The sequence below is a fragment of the Microcoleus sp. AT9b-C3 genome (genome assembly GCF_036705485.1).
Classification (GTDB): Bacteria; Cyanobacteriota; Cyanobacteriia; order Cyanobacteriales; family Microcoleaceae; genus Microcoleus.
Genome location: NZ_JAUBUR010000033.1, coordinates 1 through 19642 on the forward strand (window position 1 = coordinate 1; position 19642 = coordinate 19642).

Annotated in this window: 20 protein-coding genes and 1 pseudogene; 9 read left to right on the forward strand and 12 right to left on the reverse strand. The window is 44.9% G+C overall.

The window, feature by feature from the left end; translation table 11 throughout:
• Positions 1-63: 63 nt before the first annotated feature.
• Positions 64-565, reverse strand: a pseudogene (locus QUB77_RS24335) (ISKra4 family transposase); the annotation flags it as partial.
• A 150-nt stretch (positions 566-715) separates the two neighbouring features.
• On the opposite strand from QUB77_RS24335, the gene QUB77_RS24340 reads away from it, so the two are divergent.
• Positions 716-1168 carry a transposase gene (locus QUB77_RS24340; protein ID WP_333170263.1) on the forward strand — a complete coding sequence of 151 codons (453 nt, stop codon included), beginning with the start codon at positions 716-718 and terminating at the stop codon, positions 1166-1168.
• A 500-nt stretch (positions 1169-1668) separates the two neighbouring features.
• Here the strand turns inward: QUB77_RS24340 and QUB77_RS24345 are convergent, their stop codons facing one another.
• Positions 1669-2511 carry a hypothetical protein gene (locus QUB77_RS24345; RefSeq protein WP_333170264.1) on the reverse strand — a complete coding sequence of 281 codons (843 nt, stop codon included), beginning with the start codon at positions 2509-2511 and terminating at the stop codon, positions 1669-1671.
• Between the two features lie 459 nt (positions 2512-2970).
• Here QUB77_RS24345 and QUB77_RS24350 point away from each other — a divergent pair, with 459 nt between their 5' ends.
• Entirely contained in the window at positions 2971-3105 is a 135-nt protein-coding gene (locus QUB77_RS24350; protein WP_333323570.1) for a hypothetical protein, read from the forward strand.
• Positions 3106-3262: 157 nt separating this feature from the next.
• Here QUB77_RS24350 and QUB77_RS24355 read toward each other — a convergent pair whose 3' ends face one another.
• Positions 3263-3661, reverse strand: coding sequence for a DUF4342 domain-containing protein (locus tag QUB77_RS24355; RefSeq protein ID WP_333170265.1), 399 nt, complete (start codon positions 3659-3661; stop codon positions 3263-3265).
• A gap of 398 nt (positions 3662-4059) precedes the next feature.
• On the opposite strand from QUB77_RS24355, the gene QUB77_RS24360 reads away from it, so the two are divergent.
• The 3 genes from QUB77_RS24360 to QUB77_RS24370 all read left to right on the forward strand — a co-directional run bounded on the left by QUB77_RS24360 (position 4060) and on the right by QUB77_RS24370 (position 6577).
• Positions 4060-4185, forward strand: coding sequence for a hypothetical protein (locus QUB77_RS24360; RefSeq protein ID WP_333170266.1), 126 nt, complete (start codon positions 4060-4062; stop codon positions 4183-4185).
• 191 nt (positions 4186-4376) lie between these two features.
• Positions 4377-4499, forward strand: a complete 123-nt coding sequence (locus QUB77_RS24365) for a hypothetical protein (protein ID WP_333170267.1) — start codon at positions 4377-4379, stop codon at positions 4497-4499.
• A 593-nt stretch (positions 4500-5092) separates the two neighbouring features.
• Positions 5093-6577, forward strand: a complete 1485-nt coding sequence (locus QUB77_RS24370; protein ID WP_333170268.1) for an ATP-binding protein — start codon at positions 5093-5095, stop codon at positions 6575-6577.
• A 239-nt stretch (positions 6578-6816) separates the two neighbouring features.
• Here QUB77_RS24370 and QUB77_RS24375 read toward each other — a convergent pair whose 3' ends face one another.
• From QUB77_RS24375 to QUB77_RS24390, 4 genes are all read right to left on the reverse strand, one after another.
• Positions 6817-7197, reverse strand: a complete 381-nt coding sequence (locus QUB77_RS24375) for a hypothetical protein (RefSeq protein WP_333170269.1) — start codon at positions 7195-7197, stop codon at positions 6817-6819.
• A 123-nt stretch (positions 7198-7320) separates the two neighbouring features.
• A complete protein-coding gene (secF, locus tag QUB77_RS24380) occupies positions 7321-8289 on the reverse strand; it encodes a protein translocase subunit SecF (RefSeq protein ID WP_333170270.1) in 969 nt (322 codons plus the stop codon).
• Positions 8290-8477: 188 nt separating this feature from the next.
• A complete protein-coding gene (secD, locus tag QUB77_RS24385) occupies positions 8478-9875 on the reverse strand; it encodes a protein translocase subunit SecD (RefSeq protein ID WP_333170271.1) in 1398 nt (465 codons plus the stop codon).
• 151 nt (positions 9876-10026) lie between these two features.
• On the reverse strand, positions 10027-11010 hold the full coding sequence (locus QUB77_RS24390; protein ID WP_333170272.1) for an alpha-ketoacid dehydrogenase subunit beta: 984 nt from the start codon (positions 11008-11010) through the stop codon (positions 10027-10029).
• Positions 11011-11204: 194 nt separating this feature from the next.
• On the opposite strand from QUB77_RS24390, the gene QUB77_RS24395 reads away from it, so the two are divergent.
• Positions 11205-11780, forward strand: a complete 576-nt coding sequence (locus QUB77_RS24395) for a Uma2 family endonuclease (protein ID WP_333170273.1) — start codon at positions 11205-11207, stop codon at positions 11778-11780.
• A 24-nt stretch (positions 11781-11804) separates the two neighbouring features.
• On the opposite strand, the gene QUB77_RS24400 is transcribed toward QUB77_RS24395, so the two are convergent.
• Both QUB77_RS24400 and QUB77_RS24405 read right to left on the reverse strand, forming a co-directional pair.
• Positions 11805-12131, reverse strand: coding sequence for a hypothetical protein (locus QUB77_RS24400; RefSeq protein WP_333170274.1), 327 nt, complete (start codon positions 12129-12131; stop codon positions 11805-11807).
• Positions 12132-13499 (reverse strand): NACHT domain-containing protein, encoded by a 1368-nt coding sequence (locus QUB77_RS24405; RefSeq protein WP_333170275.1) that lies wholly within the window; start codon positions 13497-13499, stop codon positions 12132-12134.
• Positions 13500-13744: 245 nt separating this feature from the next.
• Between QUB77_RS24405 and QUB77_RS24410 the strand changes: the two genes are divergently transcribed.
• Positions 13745-14584, forward strand: a complete 840-nt coding sequence (locus tag QUB77_RS24410; RefSeq protein WP_333170276.1) for an SH3 domain-containing protein — start codon at positions 13745-13747, stop codon at positions 14582-14584.
• A 73-nt stretch (positions 14585-14657) separates the two neighbouring features.
• On the opposite strand, the gene QUB77_RS24415 is transcribed toward QUB77_RS24410, so the two are convergent.
• Positions 14658-15383 carry a M15 family metallopeptidase gene (locus QUB77_RS24415; protein ID WP_333170277.1) on the reverse strand — a complete coding sequence of 242 codons (726 nt, stop codon included), beginning with the start codon at positions 15381-15383 and terminating at the stop codon, positions 14658-14660.
• Positions 15384-15683: 300 nt separating this feature from the next.
• A complete protein-coding gene (gene purB / locus QUB77_RS24420; protein WP_333170475.1) occupies positions 15684-16979 on the reverse strand; it encodes an adenylosuccinate lyase in 1296 nt (431 codons plus the stop codon).
• A 344-nt stretch (positions 16980-17323) separates the two neighbouring features.
• On the opposite strand from purB, the gene QUB77_RS24425 reads away from it, so the two are divergent.
• Both QUB77_RS24425 and QUB77_RS24430 read left to right on the forward strand, forming a co-directional pair.
• Positions 17324-17770 (forward strand): helix-turn-helix domain-containing protein, encoded by a 447-nt coding sequence (locus QUB77_RS24425; RefSeq protein WP_333170278.1) that lies wholly within the window; start codon positions 17324-17326, stop codon positions 17768-17770.
• Between the two features lie 19 nt (positions 17771-17789).
• Positions 17790-18368 (forward strand): PIN domain-containing protein, encoded by a 579-nt coding sequence (locus QUB77_RS24430; RefSeq protein WP_333170279.1) that lies wholly within the window; start codon positions 17790-17792, stop codon positions 18366-18368.
• Positions 18369-18386: 18 nt separating this feature from the next.
• On the opposite strand, the gene QUB77_RS24435 is transcribed toward QUB77_RS24430, so the two are convergent.
• Positions 18387-19559, reverse strand: coding sequence for a DNA cytosine methyltransferase (locus QUB77_RS24435; RefSeq protein WP_333170280.1), 1173 nt, complete (start codon positions 19557-19559; stop codon positions 18387-18389).
• Between the last annotated feature and the right edge of the window lie 83 nt (positions 19560-19642).

The window sequence follows — 19642 nt, forward strand, 5'->3', positions numbered from 1 at the left end:
TTCAGCTCCGAGTTAACCATTTTTCTTCATTTTACATCATCTTGCATTTGTCTCACATTTATTTGAAATGACTATATCTAAACACACGGCTTTATAGTCTTTCCAGTAACAGCTCTCACCCTTTTTTTCCTTGCGTAGTCTGACTTTACCGCCATCCAATGTAATTTCTTTGACTACTTGTTGAGATGTAGGCAATTCAAATTCTTGTCGATTGACTAATCTTTGTAATGTACTGTGAGAAATTTGGATTCCCGTAAATTTCTCCAAATCTTTTTCTGCCATTTGATAAGATTCATTCGCACTGATTAAAAGACAAGAATTTTCCATGAGTGGACTAAATTGACTGTAAGCTTTTAAGTCAAAATATTTTGCCTGATTATCTGTAATGTCGAGCGAGCCGATTATTGATTTTATTTTTTGGGGTTTTCTTGTTTTAATTCCTGATACTGCTGAAAAAAAAGCTATCTAGTTCTGGACCAACTTCTGATAATATTTTCTGGCGCAGTGATTTTTCTATACTTTCAAAACTTTTTAACTCGGTTGGATCTGTATTTCTGTAAAAAATTTCTGCTACCGCTTTTAAGTGGGCTTTTAGCTGTTATTGGTCTGATGGTGTCATTTTATTTACCTCATTTTTATTTGGCGATTTTACTAGCTTTTTCATTTTAACCATTTTTTGACATATTCGCAAAAGTGAGATGCACCCTTAGCTGGCTTGAAAAATTCTCGGATTAAAAGTAGTACCGCCGATATTGCTAAAGCCAAGACTTGCGACTATCGAGCCGAGCAGATATTTGTGTTAAAACAAGAGTTACAACTCTATGATATCTATCAAGGACAAATTGCTAACTGCGATGTCGAGCTCGATCGATATTTAGCCAGCGTTGCCGCTCGAGAAGACAATCCCCCACCAGCTCCTCCCAAACGCGGTAACAGAAAGCCCAGAGGTCATGAACCGAATTTTAACTTGCGCAACCATTTGTATCGGATGAGTAGAGTAGATTTTACCCAAATCCCTGGTTTTGAGGCCCTCACAGTACAAACCCTGTTATCCGAAGTCGGATTAGATGCTACTGGTTTCCCCACAGTGAAGCACTATTGTTCCTGGTTAGGGTTGTGTCCTTCTACAAAAATTACTGGCGGTAATGTCAAAAGTTGGCGTTGCTGATTTAGGGTATAAAAGGCTAAATATGCAAGTCATAGAAACCAGTATTTACCAAAATTCGCGATTTTCAAGTTAGTTTTTTCATACCCTGATTAAGCAACGCCCAAAAGTTCTCACACCCGTCGAGTAGTTAATCGGGCTGCCAATGCCTTCCGTTTAGCTGCTCAATCTTTATCTCGCTCTCAATCAGCTTTGGGGGCTTTTTATCGTCGCTTGCGATCGACGAGATTGGGTGCCGTTAGCGCTCATACTGCTGCTGCCCACAAGCTAGCTCGCATCTTCTATCATCTCGCTTAGTACAAAAACTGCTTATGCCGATGCGGGTGGTGATTATTACGAACAGAAATACCGACAACGGATCGTTTCTAAGCTGGAGAAAACTGCTCAATCTCTTGGGTTTGAGCTCGTTTCTCAACCTCCGCAGTTAGATTGAGTTTCTGAGGAGGACTTTCGCTATGAGTTTGGGGTTTGAACCCCTGGCGGACTCATTCAACATCAAACTTCTATTGCGGTGAACCAGCCGCACCCTCTGCGCCGGAGTTGCTATCAGGTACAGCCGTACCCGTAGGATTAGAACCGCTCTGGCTTTCGGTATTAGTTTCGTCGCTCGTACCTGCTCCAGGAGCGCCCTCATCTTGAGTTGGAGATGGAGTAGCTGAACTCTCAGGTGCTGGAGTTGATGGAGTGGAATCTGGCTCATTCTGCGGAGTCGGAACCGTAGTATTGCTATTATTTGACGGCGAAGATGGAGACGGCGCTGCTTGCTGAGCGGGTGCATCTTGCTGCTGTGAATTTGGAACCGTAATATTGATATTGGCAGCCGGACTTTCTTGAGGAGCCGGAGTTGCCTGTTGAGCTGGACTTGGTTGAGGAGCAGGCGTAGCTTTTTGAACAGGAGATGGTTGAACCGGAACCGGAACAATCTTTTGAATGATTGTTTTTTCTCTCTCTATAGTCCGAGTCGGAGCTGGTGTTGCTGAAGGCTGATTCGCTTTGGGTACAACAATCACAGGATCAGCAGTAGGAGTAGGAGCCTCCTGGGCCCGATTGAAGTAATATACACTGCCCAGAACTAAGCCTACCAAAGAAGTAAGAAGAATCCCTAACAGTAACCCGCGACCAGCATTCTCATTATCGCGGGCTTCTTGGACTCCAAGTTGGCGGTGGTTTTCCGCCATTTGACCCTGTACATAACCTTGGTGATGAGCTGCTTCTTTAGAAGCCTTCGCAGTTGTACTCGGAACACTTGTAGTAGTTCGCGTTGTACTGACGTGGCCGTTAGTTGCATCGGTGTGAACTTCTTGATGAATTTCACGGCTAGAGCTATTTTCTTCGTTAGGTTTCATAATTATCTTCGCCACAACTATTCAAAAAATATTTGTCTGTAGGAGATGCTCTGGTTTGAAAACTTGAGCTAAGCTGTTGAGCATTTGAATCACTTACTTCGATTTACTGTCAAGATTCAGGTGTAAGCGTTGGGTGTTTGGCTCATGCCAGTTTAAATGCTTAACAGCTTTCTGCTTAGGGAGTTTAGAGAACTTTTGGTTTTTCCTTCATTTGTATCCAATCTAACTCGTTAAGATATTAACCAGGCTCTACCCCCCGAGTGATTGCCCAAGTCCCCAAAGGAATAGAATTAGCCGGAGTTCAACAAAGAATACCGGCTAAATGAGTTATTTATAATGCTTGCTGTGCAAGCATCTCGCAATCTTTAATAAGTCGTAAATTTTTGAGCCCACCCCAACCATCCCCGAACCCGCTCGCTCGGAGTAATAAATACACAAATGATGCGAGGATTTCTATAGATGATTCATGACACCGTTAAAAGTGGGAACTTTACGGCCGGAGTGGGAAGACTATTCATCAGAGAAATCTGGAAAAAAGAGAAGGGAGTAGTAACAGTTACTAGAGCTCAATTTATCAAGCGAGTTTATGCTTGAAATTTCTTTAAGTCCGGTTAAATAACCACAATTAAGTTTTTAGTAATAAAGGCAAGTTTTTTCTCATCCATCAAGAGAGGATAGTCGTACTCACTACCAACAAGCTTTATTACGGGAAATTAACCGGACAAAAGCCTTACTAATAACTGAATTTTTTTTATTCTGTTCTTTCAATGATGATGGTCATGTGAGCGACTAATGCACCTATCGCTCCTACTGCTGCAATGACTGGAAACAAGGCCGCACCGATTACTCCACCGACTACTCCAACCGTCAGAGGAACTTCTACCAAAATCCGTCCATCTTCATTTTTGATAATGATGCGGCGGATATTTCCTTCGTGAATCAATTCTTTAACTTTAGCAACCAAATCGTCGCCGTTAATTTTTACCTCCTCGACGCTAACTTTTTCCTGAGTATAAGCAGGGGTTTCTAAAGGAGTCGTTTCAAAATTAACCTCAGCAACTTTTTGGGACGAAACTTTTTCAGATACAGGTATTGATTCGAGTTCTCTTGTCCCGACTGGTTCTTGTGCGCGATCTGTAGGTGTGTCCATTTTTTGTTCTCCTTTTAGGTAAAAGTATTTTTGTATAGAATTATATTGAAATATAACATACCACATTTTTTGAATCAATCATTCTTTTGGGTGATCTTGCTGCTGCTGTCGTGATTTTCTGAAGGTATGATGATGAAAATTCTCTCACTCTCTCGCTTCTGGGCTTATCCCATCTGTCCCTATCTCCTTGTGCCGTTTAGTTAACTGTCTGCTTCTGGTTCTCGCACCACCCCACCCTTGAAAAACCTCCAATCCAGACAAGGAAAGGATGAGAGCGACTTTCACACTCTCACAGACTCAGACTCAACAGGTGTACCGGTTGAAATACTGACATTGTACTGAAAGTACGATCGTCCCGCCGTGTATACAATTACCACCTATAGTTCGGGAAACCGCACATGGAAACCGTCGCTTACTTTCCTCAAATGTCATTTGAATTTAGCTCAGTGCGATCGCCCAACCAAACCCCACCCCCGGATGTTCCTCAAATCAACATCTTAGAGTTTCTAATGAGAATTGCCTAAAATCAAGGGGGAGGAGAAGTAATAATGATCGAAATATTATCGCAACCAAACCAACTTCCTCAAATTGATGTTGAAGTTGGGGAAAAGTCCGGTAAAATAGAATTATTTGCTTCTGCTTCCTCTTGATTCTCCGTGTCGGATTTGCCAGCGACAGAGTTTGAATCTCAAGTTCGTGGCCCGACGGTACTTTTGTGGAAAATTTTAAGGCAGATGAAGCGGATGTGTGGAATGTGAGTTTTAGTTGCGATCGCACAACTTTAGCATCTGACGGTAAAAATTTCGTCGGTGAAGCTTTGGAGCGTCGATGCGGCTAAACTATAAGCTGCCGAAGTTGACAAATTGCTCGCCATCGGCTCTCCTTAGCTCGGAGACTACCTACAATACAATCTTCGGGTTGAGTGCGATCGGGATTTGTGCAAAAAAACTGACAATTGAGATTCATTGGCAATTGCCGGAAACCTGTTTTGCCTGAATTTTCAAATCGGGCGATCGCCTGCAGAGTTGTCGCTATTCTTGTCTTATTGTAATATAATTTTACGCAAGGGGTAATACGAAATGTACTGCCACAGGTCGCAGATGTCTATCCATCTGAACCAAATTAATGTCATCAAACATTAAAAATAGTTATGATTGTTATATTCGGATTAGTAAAATCTTGGATATATAAAATTCAATACATAGTCAGGTTTCAAAGGGGTGTTTGCTGTTAAATCAATTTAACCTGCAATATCGTTTCGGGGGACACCAGCACGATTTAAGGCAAAAAATAATCCTGCTGAATTAACTGGATTCGAGGGAGCAGAGGAAAGTTGATGACTAAGCTATAAAAAGAGTTGAAAAAGCCTGCTAAATAGTAGGCCCGACTCTAGCAGCCAACCGCAACTGCCAATTACCAAAGGAGGGAGCAGTGTATGAAACTGACGGGTTGAGTCCCCTAAAATCGCCGCTTGGTTTGCGATCGACTCTACAGGAATTAACCCTGTACGACTTTCTCCTAGAATCTGAGTGTCCGGGGGACGAAGTTGCTAAAATTTTTCAAGCAAACCCTTTAGTTCCCGGCATCATCATCACTCAGCAAGGAAAGTTTATCGGGATGATTTCGCGGCGGCGTTATTTTGAACACATGAGCCGCCCCTACAGTTTGGAGTTATTTTCTCAACAGCCTTTGTTCATACTCTACCGGTTTACTAAAACTGATATGTTGGTTCTCGATCGCGAAACCTCAATTATGACTGCAGTGCGGCAGTCTTTGGAGCGATCGCCCGAACTAATCCACGAACCAATTGTAGTCCAAGTAGAACCGGAAACTTACAAACTTTTAGACGTACACCAACTGCTGCTTTCTCAGTTGCAAATTCACGAGTTATCAACCGTAGCGATGCGCGAGTCGCAAGCGCAATTGAGACATCAAGCCCAACAGCTCGAACTTGCCCTGCTGGAACTTCAGCGCACTCAAACTCAACTAATTCAAACCGAAAAAATGTCTTCTTTGGGGCAGTTAGTAGCAGGAGTAGCTCACGAAATCAACAATCCGATAGGATTTATTTATAGCAATTTGCACCACGCTAAAGAGTACACGCAAGGTTTAATGCGGATGCTCGATATCTACCGACAGCACTGTCCCGAACCCATCGCAGCAATTGAAGCGGAAGCAGAAAAAATCGAACTCGATTATGTAGTGGAAGACTTGCCAAAAGTCTTAAATTCCATGCAGCAAGGTGCAGAAAGAGTCCGCGACATCGTTTTGTCGCTGCGGAATTTTTGCAGATTAGACGAAGCTCAAATGAAGCAAGTCAACATTCACGACGGTATCAACAACACGATTATGCTTTTGCAAAGCCAGCTTAAAGGGAAACCGGGGCAGGAGGCGATCGAAATTCACAAAGAATACAGCGACTTGCCGCTGGTGCAGTGCTATCCCGGACAGCTCAATCAGGTATTTATGAATATTTTACTTAATGCAATTTACGCTCTGGTTGAGTCTAATAAACACGAAAATGTTGATAAAAAAAGCGTGAAGAAGTCGCAATCCGGTGAAGAAAAGCAGTCTTGTACAAAGACTCAATCATCAGTTTGTAAGTCTACCCGCCTGGTTCCTACGATTCGGATTCGCACCGAGTTAATTGAGAAAAAAAAGGTACTAATTAAAATTTCTGACAACGGCCCTGGAATGACAGAAGATGTTCGGAAGCGGTTGTTTGACCCTTTCTTTACTACTAAGCCGGTCGGTCAAGGAACGGGTTTGGGACTGTCGATTAGCTATGAAATTGTTGTCAACCAACACCGCGGCGCATTGAAGTGCTTTTCGGAACCGGGAAAAGGAGCAGAATTTGCGATCGAAATTCCACTTCAACAGTCTCCCGTAGCACAGATTTTGCCTCGCTTTGCGTGATACAACAGAAGGAAGTTCGGCAACGGATTATGTAACGGATGTAACGGATGTAACGGATGGAAGGAAGAAGGAAGTTCGGCAACGGATTATGTAACGGATGTAACGGATGTAACGGATGGAAGCAAGAAGGAAGAAGGAAGAAGGAAGAAGCAATAAAAGTTAGGGACTCGGCTGTTGAAACCGCTTAAGAGTCAAACTTTCGTTCCTCTGGCTTGAGACTAAAGAATAAAGCCCGTCGGCTACCGCGAACCTTTGCAAACCCACTTCCACAAAGGATGACTCGGCCCCTGTTGGCGAATGCGGCGAACTTGTTGTTCCAAACTCTGTTTTTCCCGCAGGGGCAATCCTCGCACCATATTGCGACTTTGCCAAGTTAGCACTGCTAAAGTCATTCCCAAGCACAAACCCAAACCGAGAGTGGGCCAGCGATGAAAAGATAAACCGTAGCGCACCGCCACCCAAGTGAAGTGTTCTAACCACAAAGCTATTTCGCGGCGCAAACCCCAAATGCTCAAAGAACCAACGCTAATCCACAGCAATATCACAGTTAACCAGCGGCCGTAAACTGTTAGTTTGTGAAGCCTTTGGACTTCAATTTGAAAAGTTTCCTCAGTAGTCATTTGTTATTTATCATTTGTCCTTTGTCATTGGTTATTGGTTATTGGTTATTGATGATTTATTATTAGTCAGTCAACAGTTAACCGTCAACAGTTAACCGTCAACAGTTAACCGTCAACAGTCAATTAAACTTCCTCTGACTGGTTGATTCCTTCTGTGGGGACGGGGATGGAGTGGCCGGTCCGACTGCGCCACCAAGCTAGCAGCGTGCTGGCAATGAAAATACTCGAATACGCACCAGCGATAAAACCGACAATCAATGCTAAAGCAAAGTATTTGAGGGTTTCGCCGCCAAACAAAAAAATTGAAAACAATGTCAGCAGCGTGGTAAACGTTGTGTTAATTGACCTTCCCAGCGTCTGCATGACCGCATCATCGACAATTTGATCGATCGACTCTCCCGGATTTAGCTTAATTACTTCGCGCACGCGATCGTAAATTACCACTGTATCGTTAACAGAAAAACCGATAATTGTCAAGAGAGCGACCACAAATAAGCTGTCAACTTCCACTCCTTGAACTAAACCCAAAAGCGAGAACACACCAAGAGTAACCAACACGTCGTGAAATAGAGCAACGAAAGCAAAAAAGGCATAATCCAACTGAAACCGGAATGTTAGATAAACCGTAATTCCGGCAAAAGAAAGAAATAAAGCCAACAATCCCGAAGTAAACAACTGTTTGCCGAGGGTAGGCCCAACCGTATCAATTTGAGTAGATTGAGGAGAAAAAGCGCCTATCTTTTCGCTCAAAGCTGTTTGCAAATTAGTCCGCTGTTCGACATCCAAAGTTTTCGTTCGCAGCGATAAACCGCGCTGTTCTTTGCCGATAACTTGAATGCTGCTGCCACCTAAACCTTGGGCGTCCAGGACTTCGCGGACAGCAGCAAGATCGATGGGTTTACAATTTTCCGGTTTCGTGCAGTCGAGTTCAAATTGCAGCCGAGTGCCACCGACAAAATCTAAACTTGGGCGCAGCGGTGCGCGGATGTCGGGACGAGTCCAAGAAATCGCCATCGACACTATACCTGCGAGGATTATAGCGGCGGAAATACTCCACCAGAGCGATCGATATTTGATTACACTAAATTTCATAATTTGAAGGAAGAGGGAAGTTCGGCAACGGATCGTGTAAGCTGTTACGCATCTTGCATTGTATTTTTGGGCGGGCGGGACGCCCACCCCACAGGAATTTGCTCGAATGTGATTGTCAAATTTAGATGCGCCTCAGCTTAACGGATGTAACGGATGTAAGAAGGAAGGAAGAAGTTAACAGTCAACAGTTAACTATTAGCAGTTTTCGACAAACCGGGACAGAACCACTGAGGTTTCCGCAATCCTGGAAAGCTCAATACTACGAACAGCAGAGTGCGGCTGCAAGTGAGCGCAGTAAACATACTCACTCCCACCCCCAATGCCAGAGTTACAGCAAACCCTTTAACTAAACCAGCGCCCAACCAGAACAAAGCAGCACAAGCAATAACTGTTGTGACGTTGCCGTCTAAAATGCTGGAAAAAGCGCGGTAAAAACCCGATTCGACCGATCGATAAAGCGATTTCCCCGCCCGCAACTCTTCCCGCGTGCGCTCAAAAATCAGCACGTTAGCATCCACTGCCATCCCGATGCTGAGCACAAAACCAGCAATTCCCGGCAGCGTTAATGTCACTCCCAAAAGCACGAAAGCTGCCCAAGTTAACAGAGCATAAATTAACAGCGCAATATTAGCAATTACGCCGGGAAGTCGATAGTAGGCAACCATGAAAATCAAGACTAAAACTAAGCCGCCGATACCTGCGTTAATACTGCTTTGAATGCTGTCTTTACCCAAGCTAGCGCCGATCGTGCGGTTTTCTACAATTTCGACCGGCACCGGCAAAGCCCCGCCCCGCAATTGCACTGCTAAATCGTTGGCTTCTTGCGTTGTAAAGTTGCCTTGAATTACGGCACTTCCACCAGTAATTCCTGCCTGGGCAAATTCAACGCCGACGACTGGAGAACTGATCATTCTTTCGTCTAGGAAAATACCGATGCTGCGTCCGGTACCTGCTAAATTTTTAGTGAGTTGGGCAAAGAGTTCGCCTCCTTTGGTATCGAAAACAAGAGCAACGTTCCAGTTGTTCCCAGAGGCCAAGGGTTGAGGTTGAGCGTCTTTGAGGTTTTCGCCACCGAGTCCGCTGCTTTTGAAGAGTTTGGCGATCGCCTCATTGCTTCTTTTCAAAGCAGCCTGATTTTCTTTAATAGCCGCCTCATTGTTGCTAGTTTTCAATTCTGCTTGTTTGGCGAGTAATTCCTGCTGCAACTGCCTTTCAATGGCTAATTGTGCTTCTGTTCCGGGCAGTTGTTCCTGAAATTCTAGCTTTGCCGTGCCGCCCAAAACTCGTTCTGCTTGCTGCGGGTCATTTACTCCGGGCAACTGCACGAGAATTTGGTCTTCTCCTACTGTTTGGACTAATGCTTCGGAAACACCCAAACCGTTGACGCGGTTTTCGACAATCCGCCGCACTGCTTCTAACATTCCCTGGTCAATTTTGGGAATTGTGGGGGTAGTTTTTACTTGAATTGTGAGTTGCGACCCTCCTTGCAAGTCTAATCCCAGCCGCGTCGGAATTGTTACTATTACAGTAATAGCGGCGATGATTAAAACAAAAATTAGGGCTAATATTGAACGTTGTTTTTGCATATTTAATTATTAGTCATTGGTCAGTTGGCAGTTGTCAGTTGGCAGTTGGCGGTTGGCAGATTTTAGTTATCAGTCATCAGTCATCAGTCAACAGTCATCAGTCAACAGTCAACAGTCAACAGTCAACCAATGACTACTGACTAATCACTATTTATACTCGCAAAGCTACCATTTTTTGGACGGCTTCGACAATTTGAGTAGGCTGGACAATTGTCAGTCTTTCCAAATTCCCATTGTAAGGTGTGGGAATATCTTGTGAAGACAGGCGCAAAACTGGTGCGTCGAGCTCGTCAAAAAATCGATCGCTAATCGAAGCAATTAGTTCGGCACCGATGCCTCCTGTTTTCATGCACTCCTCTACAATAATTACTTTGTGAGTTTTGCGAATGGATGCGCCGATCGTCTCCATGTCCAGGGGTTTGAGAGAAATCAGGTCGATTACTTCTGGATCGTAACCTTCTTTGAGCAGGGCGGGCACGGCTTGCATGACGTGGTGCCGCATCCTGGAATAAGTCAGGATGGTGACATCTTTGCCCGATCGCACAATTTCTGCTTTGTCCAGCGGCACTAAATATTCTGTTTCTGGCAAATTTTCTTTGAGGTTGTAAAGAAGAACGTGCTCGAAAAACAGAACCGGGTTATCGTCGCGGATGGCTGATTTTAAGAGTCCTTTGGCGTTGTAGGGAGTCGAACAGGCGACTATTTTCAAACCCGGTACAGCTTGGAAATATGCTTCTAGGCGCTGGGAGTGTTCCGCGCCGAGTTGCCGGCCCACGCCGCCTGGCCCGCGAATTACCATTGGCATTTTGAAGTTGCCGCCGGATGTGTAGCGCAGCATTCCGGCGTTGTTGGAAATTTGGTTGAAGGCCAGCAGCAAAAAGCCCATGTTCATGCCTTCGATGACCGGCCGGAGTCCCGTCATTGCTGCGCCTACTGCTAGGCCTGTAAAGCTATTTTCGGCGATCGGGGTGTCGAGCACTCTAAGTTCGCCGTATTTGTTGTAGAGGTCTTTGGTGACTTTATAGGAACCGCCGTATTGACCTACGTCTTCGCCGAGTACGAATACGGCGGAGTCGCGGGCCATTTCTTCGTCTAACGCCTCGCGGAGGGCGTTGAACAATAAGGTTTCTGCCATAGGAGGTGAAGCAATGATTGCAGGAGGGTCAGATTAGAATCTTAACCTTTCGGGGGTGTCGATCTAGGAGTCGATCGCAAATTTGACAGTTAAAACCTGAGAATTTGCCAATCTTTATCATAACATTTGTATTATGTCAATGAATATTTAAGTTAAAATAATACTAACTTGCCTGCCCACAGCAGAGGAATATTATGCTCCAGACAAAAACTCAACTCACTCTGGAAGAGTTTCTCACTCTTCCCGAAGGAGAAGGCGATATTACCTACGAACTTATTGACGAGCAAGCAGTACCGAAAATGTCACCTAAAAAATTTCATTCTCGCCTCACCAGAAGCCTCATAAAACTCCTCGAACAGTGGGGGGACGAACGGGGAGAAATTGGTGTAGAATGGGCGGTGAAATTAACCCGCCAGGGGCGAGACTGGGTGCCAGTACCCGACCTTTTATATGTTTCTTACGAACGCTTATCTCCTGACTGGAATCAAGATGAAGCCTGTCCTGTAGTGCCGGAATTAGTCATAGAAATTATTTCACCCGAACCAACTTTCGGTCAGTTAGCTGCTAAAGCGAGAGATTATTTAGATGCTCAGGTATTGCGGGTTTGGGTAGTAGATAGCAAGGCGAGAAGCATTACAGTTTTTTACCCCGATGCAGCACCGCAAACTTATATGGGAAATACCCTATTAAAAGATCCACTTTTTGAGAAATTAGAATTTACGGCGGAACAGATATTTCAAATGGCAAAAATACCGCCAACTTTTTTGTAGGATGAGTGTGTGGTAGTTGACAAGCTATCCCATATTTAAATCAATATTGTCAATGACGGGCAAGCGATGTCGCAATTTCAACCCTAGCAAAATCCAGTCTTCCAAAGTAGATTGCAACTCATTTTGACACTCTTTTACAGTTGAACCAAAGGCGATGACTCCCTTGCAAACGGGAATTTTACCTACAAAGCTATGATCTTCAAGTTTGTCATACATGGCTGAAGCCATTGCTTGGTCAACGTATTCGCTCAGAATGAATTTTAATGTCATTGAGTTTCCTTTTGCTTGTCGAATATTGGAATCTCCTTCACAGTTACATCCATTATATTTGTTTTTGTCAAGTTCCGGCATTTAGATTTCCGAAAAATGTTTTTGCAGTAAATCGTGAATAAATCGATAGCGCCGATCGCCCGTTTTTTGCAGCAGCAGGCGATCGCTCGCAGCATCGAGAAAACGCTTGTAATCCCAAGGAATGTAGCCGTTAGACCACAGCACCAGGCGCAATATAAACCTTTCAATCCCCGGAATTCCCGGCAACAAAGCACTAATTACCGCAGCAACAGCACCCGCAATTATTCCCCAAATCGACCCGGAGACTAGGGTAACAATTAATCCTACAATCACCCAAATCAGCCCGCCAAGCAGCTTAACTCCAAACTGATACTTGCGCCGTTCATCGGCTGTTTGCAGCCAGCTAGAGGGTATGCGATCGAGGTAAAATTCTTGAATTCCTTGTTGTTCCATTCTTCTGGCCAACCATCCCAGCCAGTGGCGAATTTGTTCCGGCCGCAGTTCCTTTCCTCTGGAATACTGCTTGACTTCCCCGGTGACTTGGTGGCGGATATAGGCAGTTAACAGATATTTGCGTTGTTCTTCTGCCGAAGTGATGCGCTTCCAAGCTTCAATTAAAATATCGTCGTAAGCCAAAGCCATCATGCTCAAAAGCAAGGGAACTTTTGCCAATTTCAACAACTCCGGCTCGTGCTCAATGCTGTACCAAAGTTCGCGGCTTCTGGCTTCTTGCAGATAATTTTGAATTTGAGTTTCTCTTAAAGGTTTCAATAAAACCGCTGCTTGCAGGCGAAATCTAGTTTCGCAGTTTTTGTAAGCTTCAAAACTGCTGCAAGCTACTAAATGTTTGGGTTTAAATTCGCTTTCCACAAACTGATTAATTGCTTGAATGCAGCTATTTTGGCGGTGGGTTTCTACTTCGTCCAATCCGTCGAGGAGAGGCAGCAATTGTTGTTCGGCAAGCCATTTTTTGCCGACAGCAGGAGAGATGCCGTATTTGAACTGCAGTTGAGCAATTAACCAATCTGCGATCGCCCCAGATTCTGCTTTCCACGATCCGAGTTCAAAGAGCACTGGTACTGGCAAACTAGCATCTTTTTGGGCGCGGGAAATTAACACGCGAGCTAATTCTAGCAGCGTCGTAGTTTTGCCTGCACCCGTGGTTCCCAAAATTACCAATTTGCCGCCGGCGCGATCGAACACTTTAGCAATACTGGCTTTGGGAGGAAGCCGAAAACTCGGACGGTTGCCGGCTTTCACTTCCACATCCCAACAGCGGTTAACACCAAGAGGCGGCGAGTCTTGACTGAGGTTAGCCAGCACAGCCGCGTGCAAAGACTGCGCGAGCCCTGCTTGGACTTCCTGCTTCACCTCCTCCAACAATCGATCGCGGGGAGGTTTTAATCTCAGAGGAATCAATTTTGACATTTTATGTACCTCGCGCTGAACGCTTACCTTCGCAAATTTGCGCGCAAATACCCCAGAGCAAGATTACCATCAGTATAGGCGTCCAGTATATATTGACTCAAATTATTGCGACAATTATGGCTCTGAAATTTTATCTAAAAATCCTGACCCTGTGGGCAGCACTAGGTATTTCCACTATAAATTAACTGGCGATCGCCTCAACTCCCAAACAAAAATTATTAGTATAGATACAGAGAGGGTTTTTTATGTCATTTACGAAGGCTCAAATCATCACAGTAAGCTTAGCAGGACTGGCAACAGCGGTGGGAGTGGCTGTTGCAACTATACAGTCGGGTGCGATGAAACAATCCAATCCTTCCCTTGCTGAATCGCCCGCATCCACCAGAAACCAGATTGCAGGGCCGACGAACAACCCTGAATCTCGGCAACCAGAACCTCTGCAAGCACAAACCTCGGCTGCACAATCTCCGAAATCCGAACCCCAACCGGCAAAAAACCCAGCACTTCAATCCTCGCTAGTTGCAGGAGTTTCTGGGCGAAAAGTTGAGCCAGTAGTTGTCACACCGCCAAATTCGGGTTGCAGAATCAGTATGGCTGTAGTCAGCGATCCGAATCCACCGCTAAATGTGCGATCGATCCCGCAAGTAAAGGGCAGCAACATAGTAGGAAAACTTAAAAATAATACCTTTGTTTCAGTTGCCGAAGAACAAAACGGTTGGCTGCGAATTACCGATCCTCCCGGTTGGATTGCCAAAAACCGCACCGAAAGCAGTTGTTCTAACGTCAACCAGCAGATTAATTTTCTGCCGGGAGGAGATGAGGCGATCGTCAAAGGTCGAATAATCGGCGGCGGCAGCCACTCTTACCAGATTCGCGCCCGAAAAGGTCAAACAATGACTGTTACGAATCGGCAAGAAGTTTTCCCGCAAATTATAACTCCTCGTGGCAAACTTTTAGCCGGAGATCCTTATCAAGGCAATGAAACCGAGTGGAGTGGAAAAGTGCCAGTAACAGGCAATTACACATTACAATTAGACTCTAATTTCCGGGGATACGAATACGAATTTTCGGTTAAATTGCGCTAATTTCTCTGACATCTGTGGGAACAGGCACTGCCCTGTCCCTACCCGGATATGCGACTTTTAATTAATAGTATAATTAAGGAATAGCCCCAAGCGAGATATCAAGAATTGCAAATTTCTGCCAATCTTCCGAATCAAAGTGCCACCATTCAGTTGTGATACTCATAAATCCGTGTTTTTTCATCGCATCCTTAAGCACTTGACGATTTTTCCGAGATTCTGCGCTGCCGCCTTGATAATCTCCGTGAGCTTTTTCGGTAAAATCATCGTAAGGTGTTGGCATTTCTAATTCTTTGCCGGTGCGATCGACTAAAGTCAAATCAATAGCAGCACCGCGATTGTGCCGCGAACCCCTAGCAGGATTAGCAACATAGCGAGGATCTGGCCAAGCTTGCCACATTTGCTTAGTCACAGAGAAAGGCCTGTAGCAATCGTAAACTTTCAAACCCAATCCGATTTTTTCCAAATCTGTTTGAACCAGCGCTAACTTTTGAGCAACAGAACTTCTCAAGGCGCATTTCGATATAGGGTAAAGTTTTCGTTTCAAGAAATTGTTAGTAGTGGCGTATCGGATATCGAGGCGAATGTTGGGATTTACGGTGCGGATGTCAACCAGTCGCGCTGCAGGGGGAAGTTGACTCATGAAAATACTTTCAGGTAATACTGGGTTTGGTTCTGGTTGGGTAATTTGCACTTGTGGCGGCTCCTGGGCGCGAATAGATGTTGTATAATTCAGTATGGTTGTAGATAGTAATATTAGAGCGAATACAATTAAATATTTTGTAAATCGGTTGAATTTCATAGCTCTGTTAAGTGGATATTTAATAGAGTTTTTACATTTCATATTTTGGGGAATTTTCGCGCTTTTCGTGTTGTCTGCCAGCCCGCCAGACCGACAAGGGTTGAAACCCCTGTCTCATAGCTAAAGTCCTCTGAAGAGGACTGAAATATTTCTCTAAAACTTTTATTTTATGAGTCTTTCAGTCGGTTTTAACCGACTTTAGCTATGAGACGGGGGTTTTAACCCCCGGCGGACTGTGGGACAAGCGCGAGAACGCTCGCTATCTTCTCTCTCGGAGTCATTTTTAATTGTTAATTGTCCTCAAATTCCCAAGCGCTGATACACTAAATCTAAGTGCCTCAATTGATACTGCGGATCGAAACAATCATCAATCTCTTTGGTAGTCATCTTAGCTGTTACCCGATCGTCCTTAGCAATTAAATTGTAGAAATTGCCGCCCGGTTTGTTCCAAGCTTCGTGAGCACAAGATTGCACAATTTTGTAGGCGTCTTCGCGACTGGTGCCTTTTTCTACTAAGGCTAACATCACGCGCTGGCTGAAGATGACTCCGCCGTAAAGGTTCATGTTTCGCTTCATGTTTTCGGGATAGACTAGCAGGTGTTTTACTAAGTCTGTGGTTTCTACTAACATGAAGTGGGTGACAGTGGAACTATCGGGCAAAATCATCCGTTCTACGGAACTGTGAGAGATGTCTCGTTCGTGCCAAAGCGCAACATTTTCTAAGGCTGCGACGGCGTTGGCGCGGACGATTCTCGCCATCCCTGTGAGTCTTTCCGATCGAATCGGGTTGCGTTTGTGGGGCATGGCGGATGAGCCTTTTTGCCCTTTGGAAAAGAATTCTTCGACTTCGAGAACGTCGGTGCGTTGCAGGTTGCGGATTTCTACTGCAAAACGCTCGATCGATGCTGCTAACAGTGCTAAGGTTTGGACATATTCGGCGTGTCGATCGCGCGAAATGACTTGAGTCGATGCACAATCGGGTTCGAGTCCGAGATTTTGACAAGCGATGGCTTCAATTCGCGGGTCAATATTAGCATAGGTTCCGACTGCACCGGAGATTTTGCCGACTGCAATGGATGATCGCAAATTCACCAATCTTTCACGGCTGCGAAACACTTCCGCCAGCCATCCTGCTAGTTTAAAGCCAAAGGTGATGGGTTCGGCGTGAATTCCGTGCGATCGACCAACCATGACGGTATTGCGATGCTGTTGAGCCTGATAGCGAATAGCTTGACTCAATTCTTCGACACGTTCTAACAAGATATTGACGCTAGCGACTAATTGCAGCGCCAAAGCAGTATCGAGCACATCGGAACTGGTTAAGCCGAGGTGAATGTAGCGGCCGGCATCGCCTACATATTCGTTGACATTTGTCAAGAATGCGATCATGTCGTGGCGGACTTCGGCTTCAATTTCGAGGACTCGTTTCGGGTCAAAATTAGCCTTAGCTTTGATTTCTTCGACTGCGGCGGCGGGGATGTAGCCGAGTTCGGCTTGAGCTTCGCAGACAGCGATTTCTACTTGCAGCCAGCTTTTGAGTTTGGCGGTTTCAGTCCAGATGTTGCCCATTTCGGGCAAGGTGTAGCGCTCTATCACGGTGGGAGTTGGGGAATGCGATCGTCCTATTGTACATCTGCGAGGCATCCGTCTTCAGTCGGGAGGGGGAATTTCGGGCGATCGGGTAAAAGTGGGTTATAAGGGGTTAAAAGGGCGATCGGGGCCAAAGGGGTTAAAGAAGGTTAAAGGGGCCAAAAGTGTTATCGTGAAAAAAACCACCGAGTATGTGCCGGAGACTTAGACGCGGGTAGCCAGAAACGCGGTATTTCACGAAAATACATCGTTGCAGCCCGCAGATTCGGGAAAAAACCCGGTTTCGAGGAGTCGGAGTGCGTCCAGGACTGCATAAATCAGACAAAAACACATCAAAAGAGAGACTTGGTATGTTGAAGCAAAAAGAGTGGTCAGAGTCAGTTTTGATTCCCGAACAAGAAACCGAAGCAATAGCGCAATTAGAGCCGATTCTCAGCCTCGAATCTTCACAACTAAGATTAGTGGCAAGTAACGGAGAAGAAATTGTTATTCCCGAATCAGTTTACAGTTTACTCGGTCAAGTTGTGCGCGCAATGGCATCAGGTCAGGTTATCTCCATAGTGCCTCACAATAGGGAACTGACAACACAGCAAGCTGCTGATATCCTGAATGTATCGCGACCATTTCTAGTCAAATTACTGGAAAACGGAGAAATTCCCCATATCAAAGTTGGTTCCCATCGGCGCATACTTTTCCAAGATTTAATGATTTATAAGGAACAGCGGAAAGTCAAGCGCCGCCAACTCTTGGATGAGCTAATTGAGATGACTGAGGAAGCTGGCTTGTACGAGGAATAGGACTAATTTAACCTCTAATATGACTAAGCTGCGTGTTGTACTTGATGCTTGCGTCCTTTTCCCGATGTATTTGCGCGATACTCTGCTTTCCACTGCTGATGAAGGTTTGTATTTACCATATTGGTCTCAGAAAATCCTCGATGAGGCAATAGACAACCTGATCGGTGGAGGAAAGCTTTCGCAGGAGAAAGCAAAGAATCTTGAAAATCAAATCAAATTAGCTTTTCCTGAAGCGATGGTTGAAGTGCCTGTCGCACTAGAGCAAGCAATGACCAACGACCCTAAAGACCGTCACGTTCTTGCCACAGCCGTAACTGCTGGAGCTGATATCATTGTCACCCCTAATCTCAAGGATTTTAGAGAAAACGATTTAGCTCCTTGGAATATTATAGCACAGTCGCCCGATGAGTTTCTGAGCGATTTATTGGACGAATACCCGGACTCAATAGTTGATTTATTACAGCAACAGTCTCAAAAGTACAAAAATCCCCCAAAGACTTTTACTGAATTAATTAATTTTTTAGGTGAAAAAGCAGGTACACCAAAGTTTGCCAGTAATATATTATTAAAAGTTCAGCGTCGCGACGAAAATCAGTAATATCTTATTTGCTAATTCTTAGGCTTTGTCGGGAAGAGTAACTTTACTAGGTTTGTTCACAGCCATATCAGTCAAATATGGAATAAGCGCCAATCCGATACACTCCGCCAAGCGCGGTGGCACGGCATTTCCAATTTGCCACATTGCCTTTTTCATTGAACCTTCAAAAATAAATGAATCCGGCAAAGTTTGCAATCTAGCCATTTCGCGAGCGGAAATAACGCGATTGAGATAAGGATGAATATGAGTGCCACCGTGATTTTCTTTAACAGTCATGCTCGGTTTTCCCGGATACTGTCGCTTGAAAGCATCAGCGTAGCTTTCATACAAAGAACCGCCTGGTGGAACTTTAGCAAGTCTTTCCATGTACTCAACAGAATGACGAGTCCATTCGTGGTTAATTTCCGGTATGGGAGTATACTCTGGTAAATCATCAATTGCTGACTCAATCGCTTTGTATTGTTCCGGCAACAATTGCGGCTTCGGATAGGGGTTTGGCATCCCAAATCTGTTAGCTATAAAAATGGCTCGCGGCCGGATTTGTGGGACTCCATAGGTTGCTGATTCCAGAACAGCAACGGACATATGAGGATAGCCAATTTCCTGAAAAGCCTCGCAAATGGCTTGCTTAACAGCTCCTTTTTGTATAGTCAATATTCCCGGTACGTTTTCCATGACAACATACCAAGGACGTATTTCAGAGACAACGCGGACAAACTCTCTAAATAAGCGATTTCGAGGGTCATTGGGGTCGCGTTTTCCTGCAACTGAGAAGCCTTGACACGGCGGCCCACCTACAACAAGATGAACTTCGGACGAACCAATTTCAGCGAGCAAGTTTTGGGGATTTAAGTTTTTTATATCGTCGCACAAGTGATGGCAATCGGGAAAGTTTTTTGTATGAGTGGCCGAGGCGATGGGATTAATTTCAACGCTTGCTACTGGTCGAAAACCTGCTTGCAATAAACCTTGGGTCATGCCGCCAGCACCGCAAAAAAGATCGACAAATGTATAGTCTGATTTTGGCATTGACTGAGATTCAATATCCATGAATATCTTGTAGGGGTCGCAGTCATTTGCTTCTAGTTCGCGTTGGATGCGTTCGTAACGCCCTAATTTTGCTTTCTTCTGCTTTTTGGCAGGAATTGGTTCGGAGTCATTTGAGAACAAAGACAGTTGTATTGCTTCCATTTTATATTTGTTTACTGCGTTCTATCTGATGTTGCCCACTTGGGGCAGGGCGTAGGGCTCGATCGCCCTTGGAGTCTGGGAGT

Bases quoted from the DNA above. Each gene is read 5' to 3' on its own strand.
- QUB77_RS24345 (WP_333170264.1), bottom strand. From the start codon at position 2,511: ATGAAACCTAACGAAGAAAATAGCTCTAGCCGTGAAATTCATCAAGAA.
- QUB77_RS24350 (WP_333323570.1), top strand. From the start codon at position 2,971: ATGATTCATGACACCGTTAAAAGTGGGAACTTTACGGCCGGAGTGGGA.
- QUB77_RS24355 (WP_333170265.1), bottom strand. From the start codon at position 3,661: ATGGACACACCTACAGATCGCGCACAAGAACCAGTCGGGACAAGAGAA.
- QUB77_RS24360 (WP_333170266.1), top strand. From the start codon at position 4,060: ATGGAAACCGTCGCTTACTTTCCTCAAATGTCATTTGAATTTAGCTCA.
- QUB77_RS24375 (WP_333170269.1), bottom strand. From the start codon at position 7,197: ATGACTACTGAGGAAACTTTTCAAATTGAAGTCCAAAGGCTTCACAAA.
- secF (WP_333170270.1), bottom strand. From the start codon at position 8,289: ATGAAATTTAGTGTAATCAAATATCGATCGCTCTGGTGGAGTATTTCC.
- secD (WP_333170271.1), bottom strand. From the start codon at position 9,875: ATGCAAAAACAACGTTCAATATTAGCCCTAATTTTTGTTTTAATCATC.
- QUB77_RS24390 (WP_333170272.1), bottom strand. From the start codon at position 11,010: ATGGCAGAAACCTTATTGTTCAACGCCCTCCGCGAGGCGTTAGACGAA.
- QUB77_RS24395 (WP_333170273.1), top strand. From the start codon at position 11,205: ATGCTCCAGACAAAAACTCAACTCACTCTGGAAGAGTTTCTCACTCTT.
- QUB77_RS24400 (WP_333170274.1), bottom strand. From the start codon at position 12,131: ATGCCGGAACTTGACAAAAACAAATATAATGGATGTAACTGTGAAGGA.
- QUB77_RS24405 (WP_333170275.1), bottom strand. From the start codon at position 13,499: ATGTCAAAATTGATTCCTCTGAGATTAAAACCTCCCCGCGATCGATTG.
- QUB77_RS24410 (WP_333170276.1), top strand. From the start codon at position 13,745: ATGTCATTTACGAAGGCTCAAATCATCACAGTAAGCTTAGCAGGACTG.
- QUB77_RS24415 (WP_333170277.1), bottom strand. From the start codon at position 15,383: ATGAAATTCAACCGATTTACAAAATATTTAATTGTATTCGCTCTAATA.
- QUB77_RS24425 (WP_333170278.1), top strand. From the start codon at position 17,324: ATGTTGAAGCAAAAAGAGTGGTCAGAGTCAGTTTTGATTCCCGAACAA.
- QUB77_RS24430 (WP_333170279.1), top strand. From the start codon at position 17,790: ATGACTAAGCTGCGTGTTGTACTTGATGCTTGCGTCCTTTTCCCGATG.
- QUB77_RS24435 (WP_333170280.1), bottom strand. From the start codon at position 19,559: ATGGAAGCAATACAACTGTCTTTGTTCTCAAATGACTCCGAACCAATT.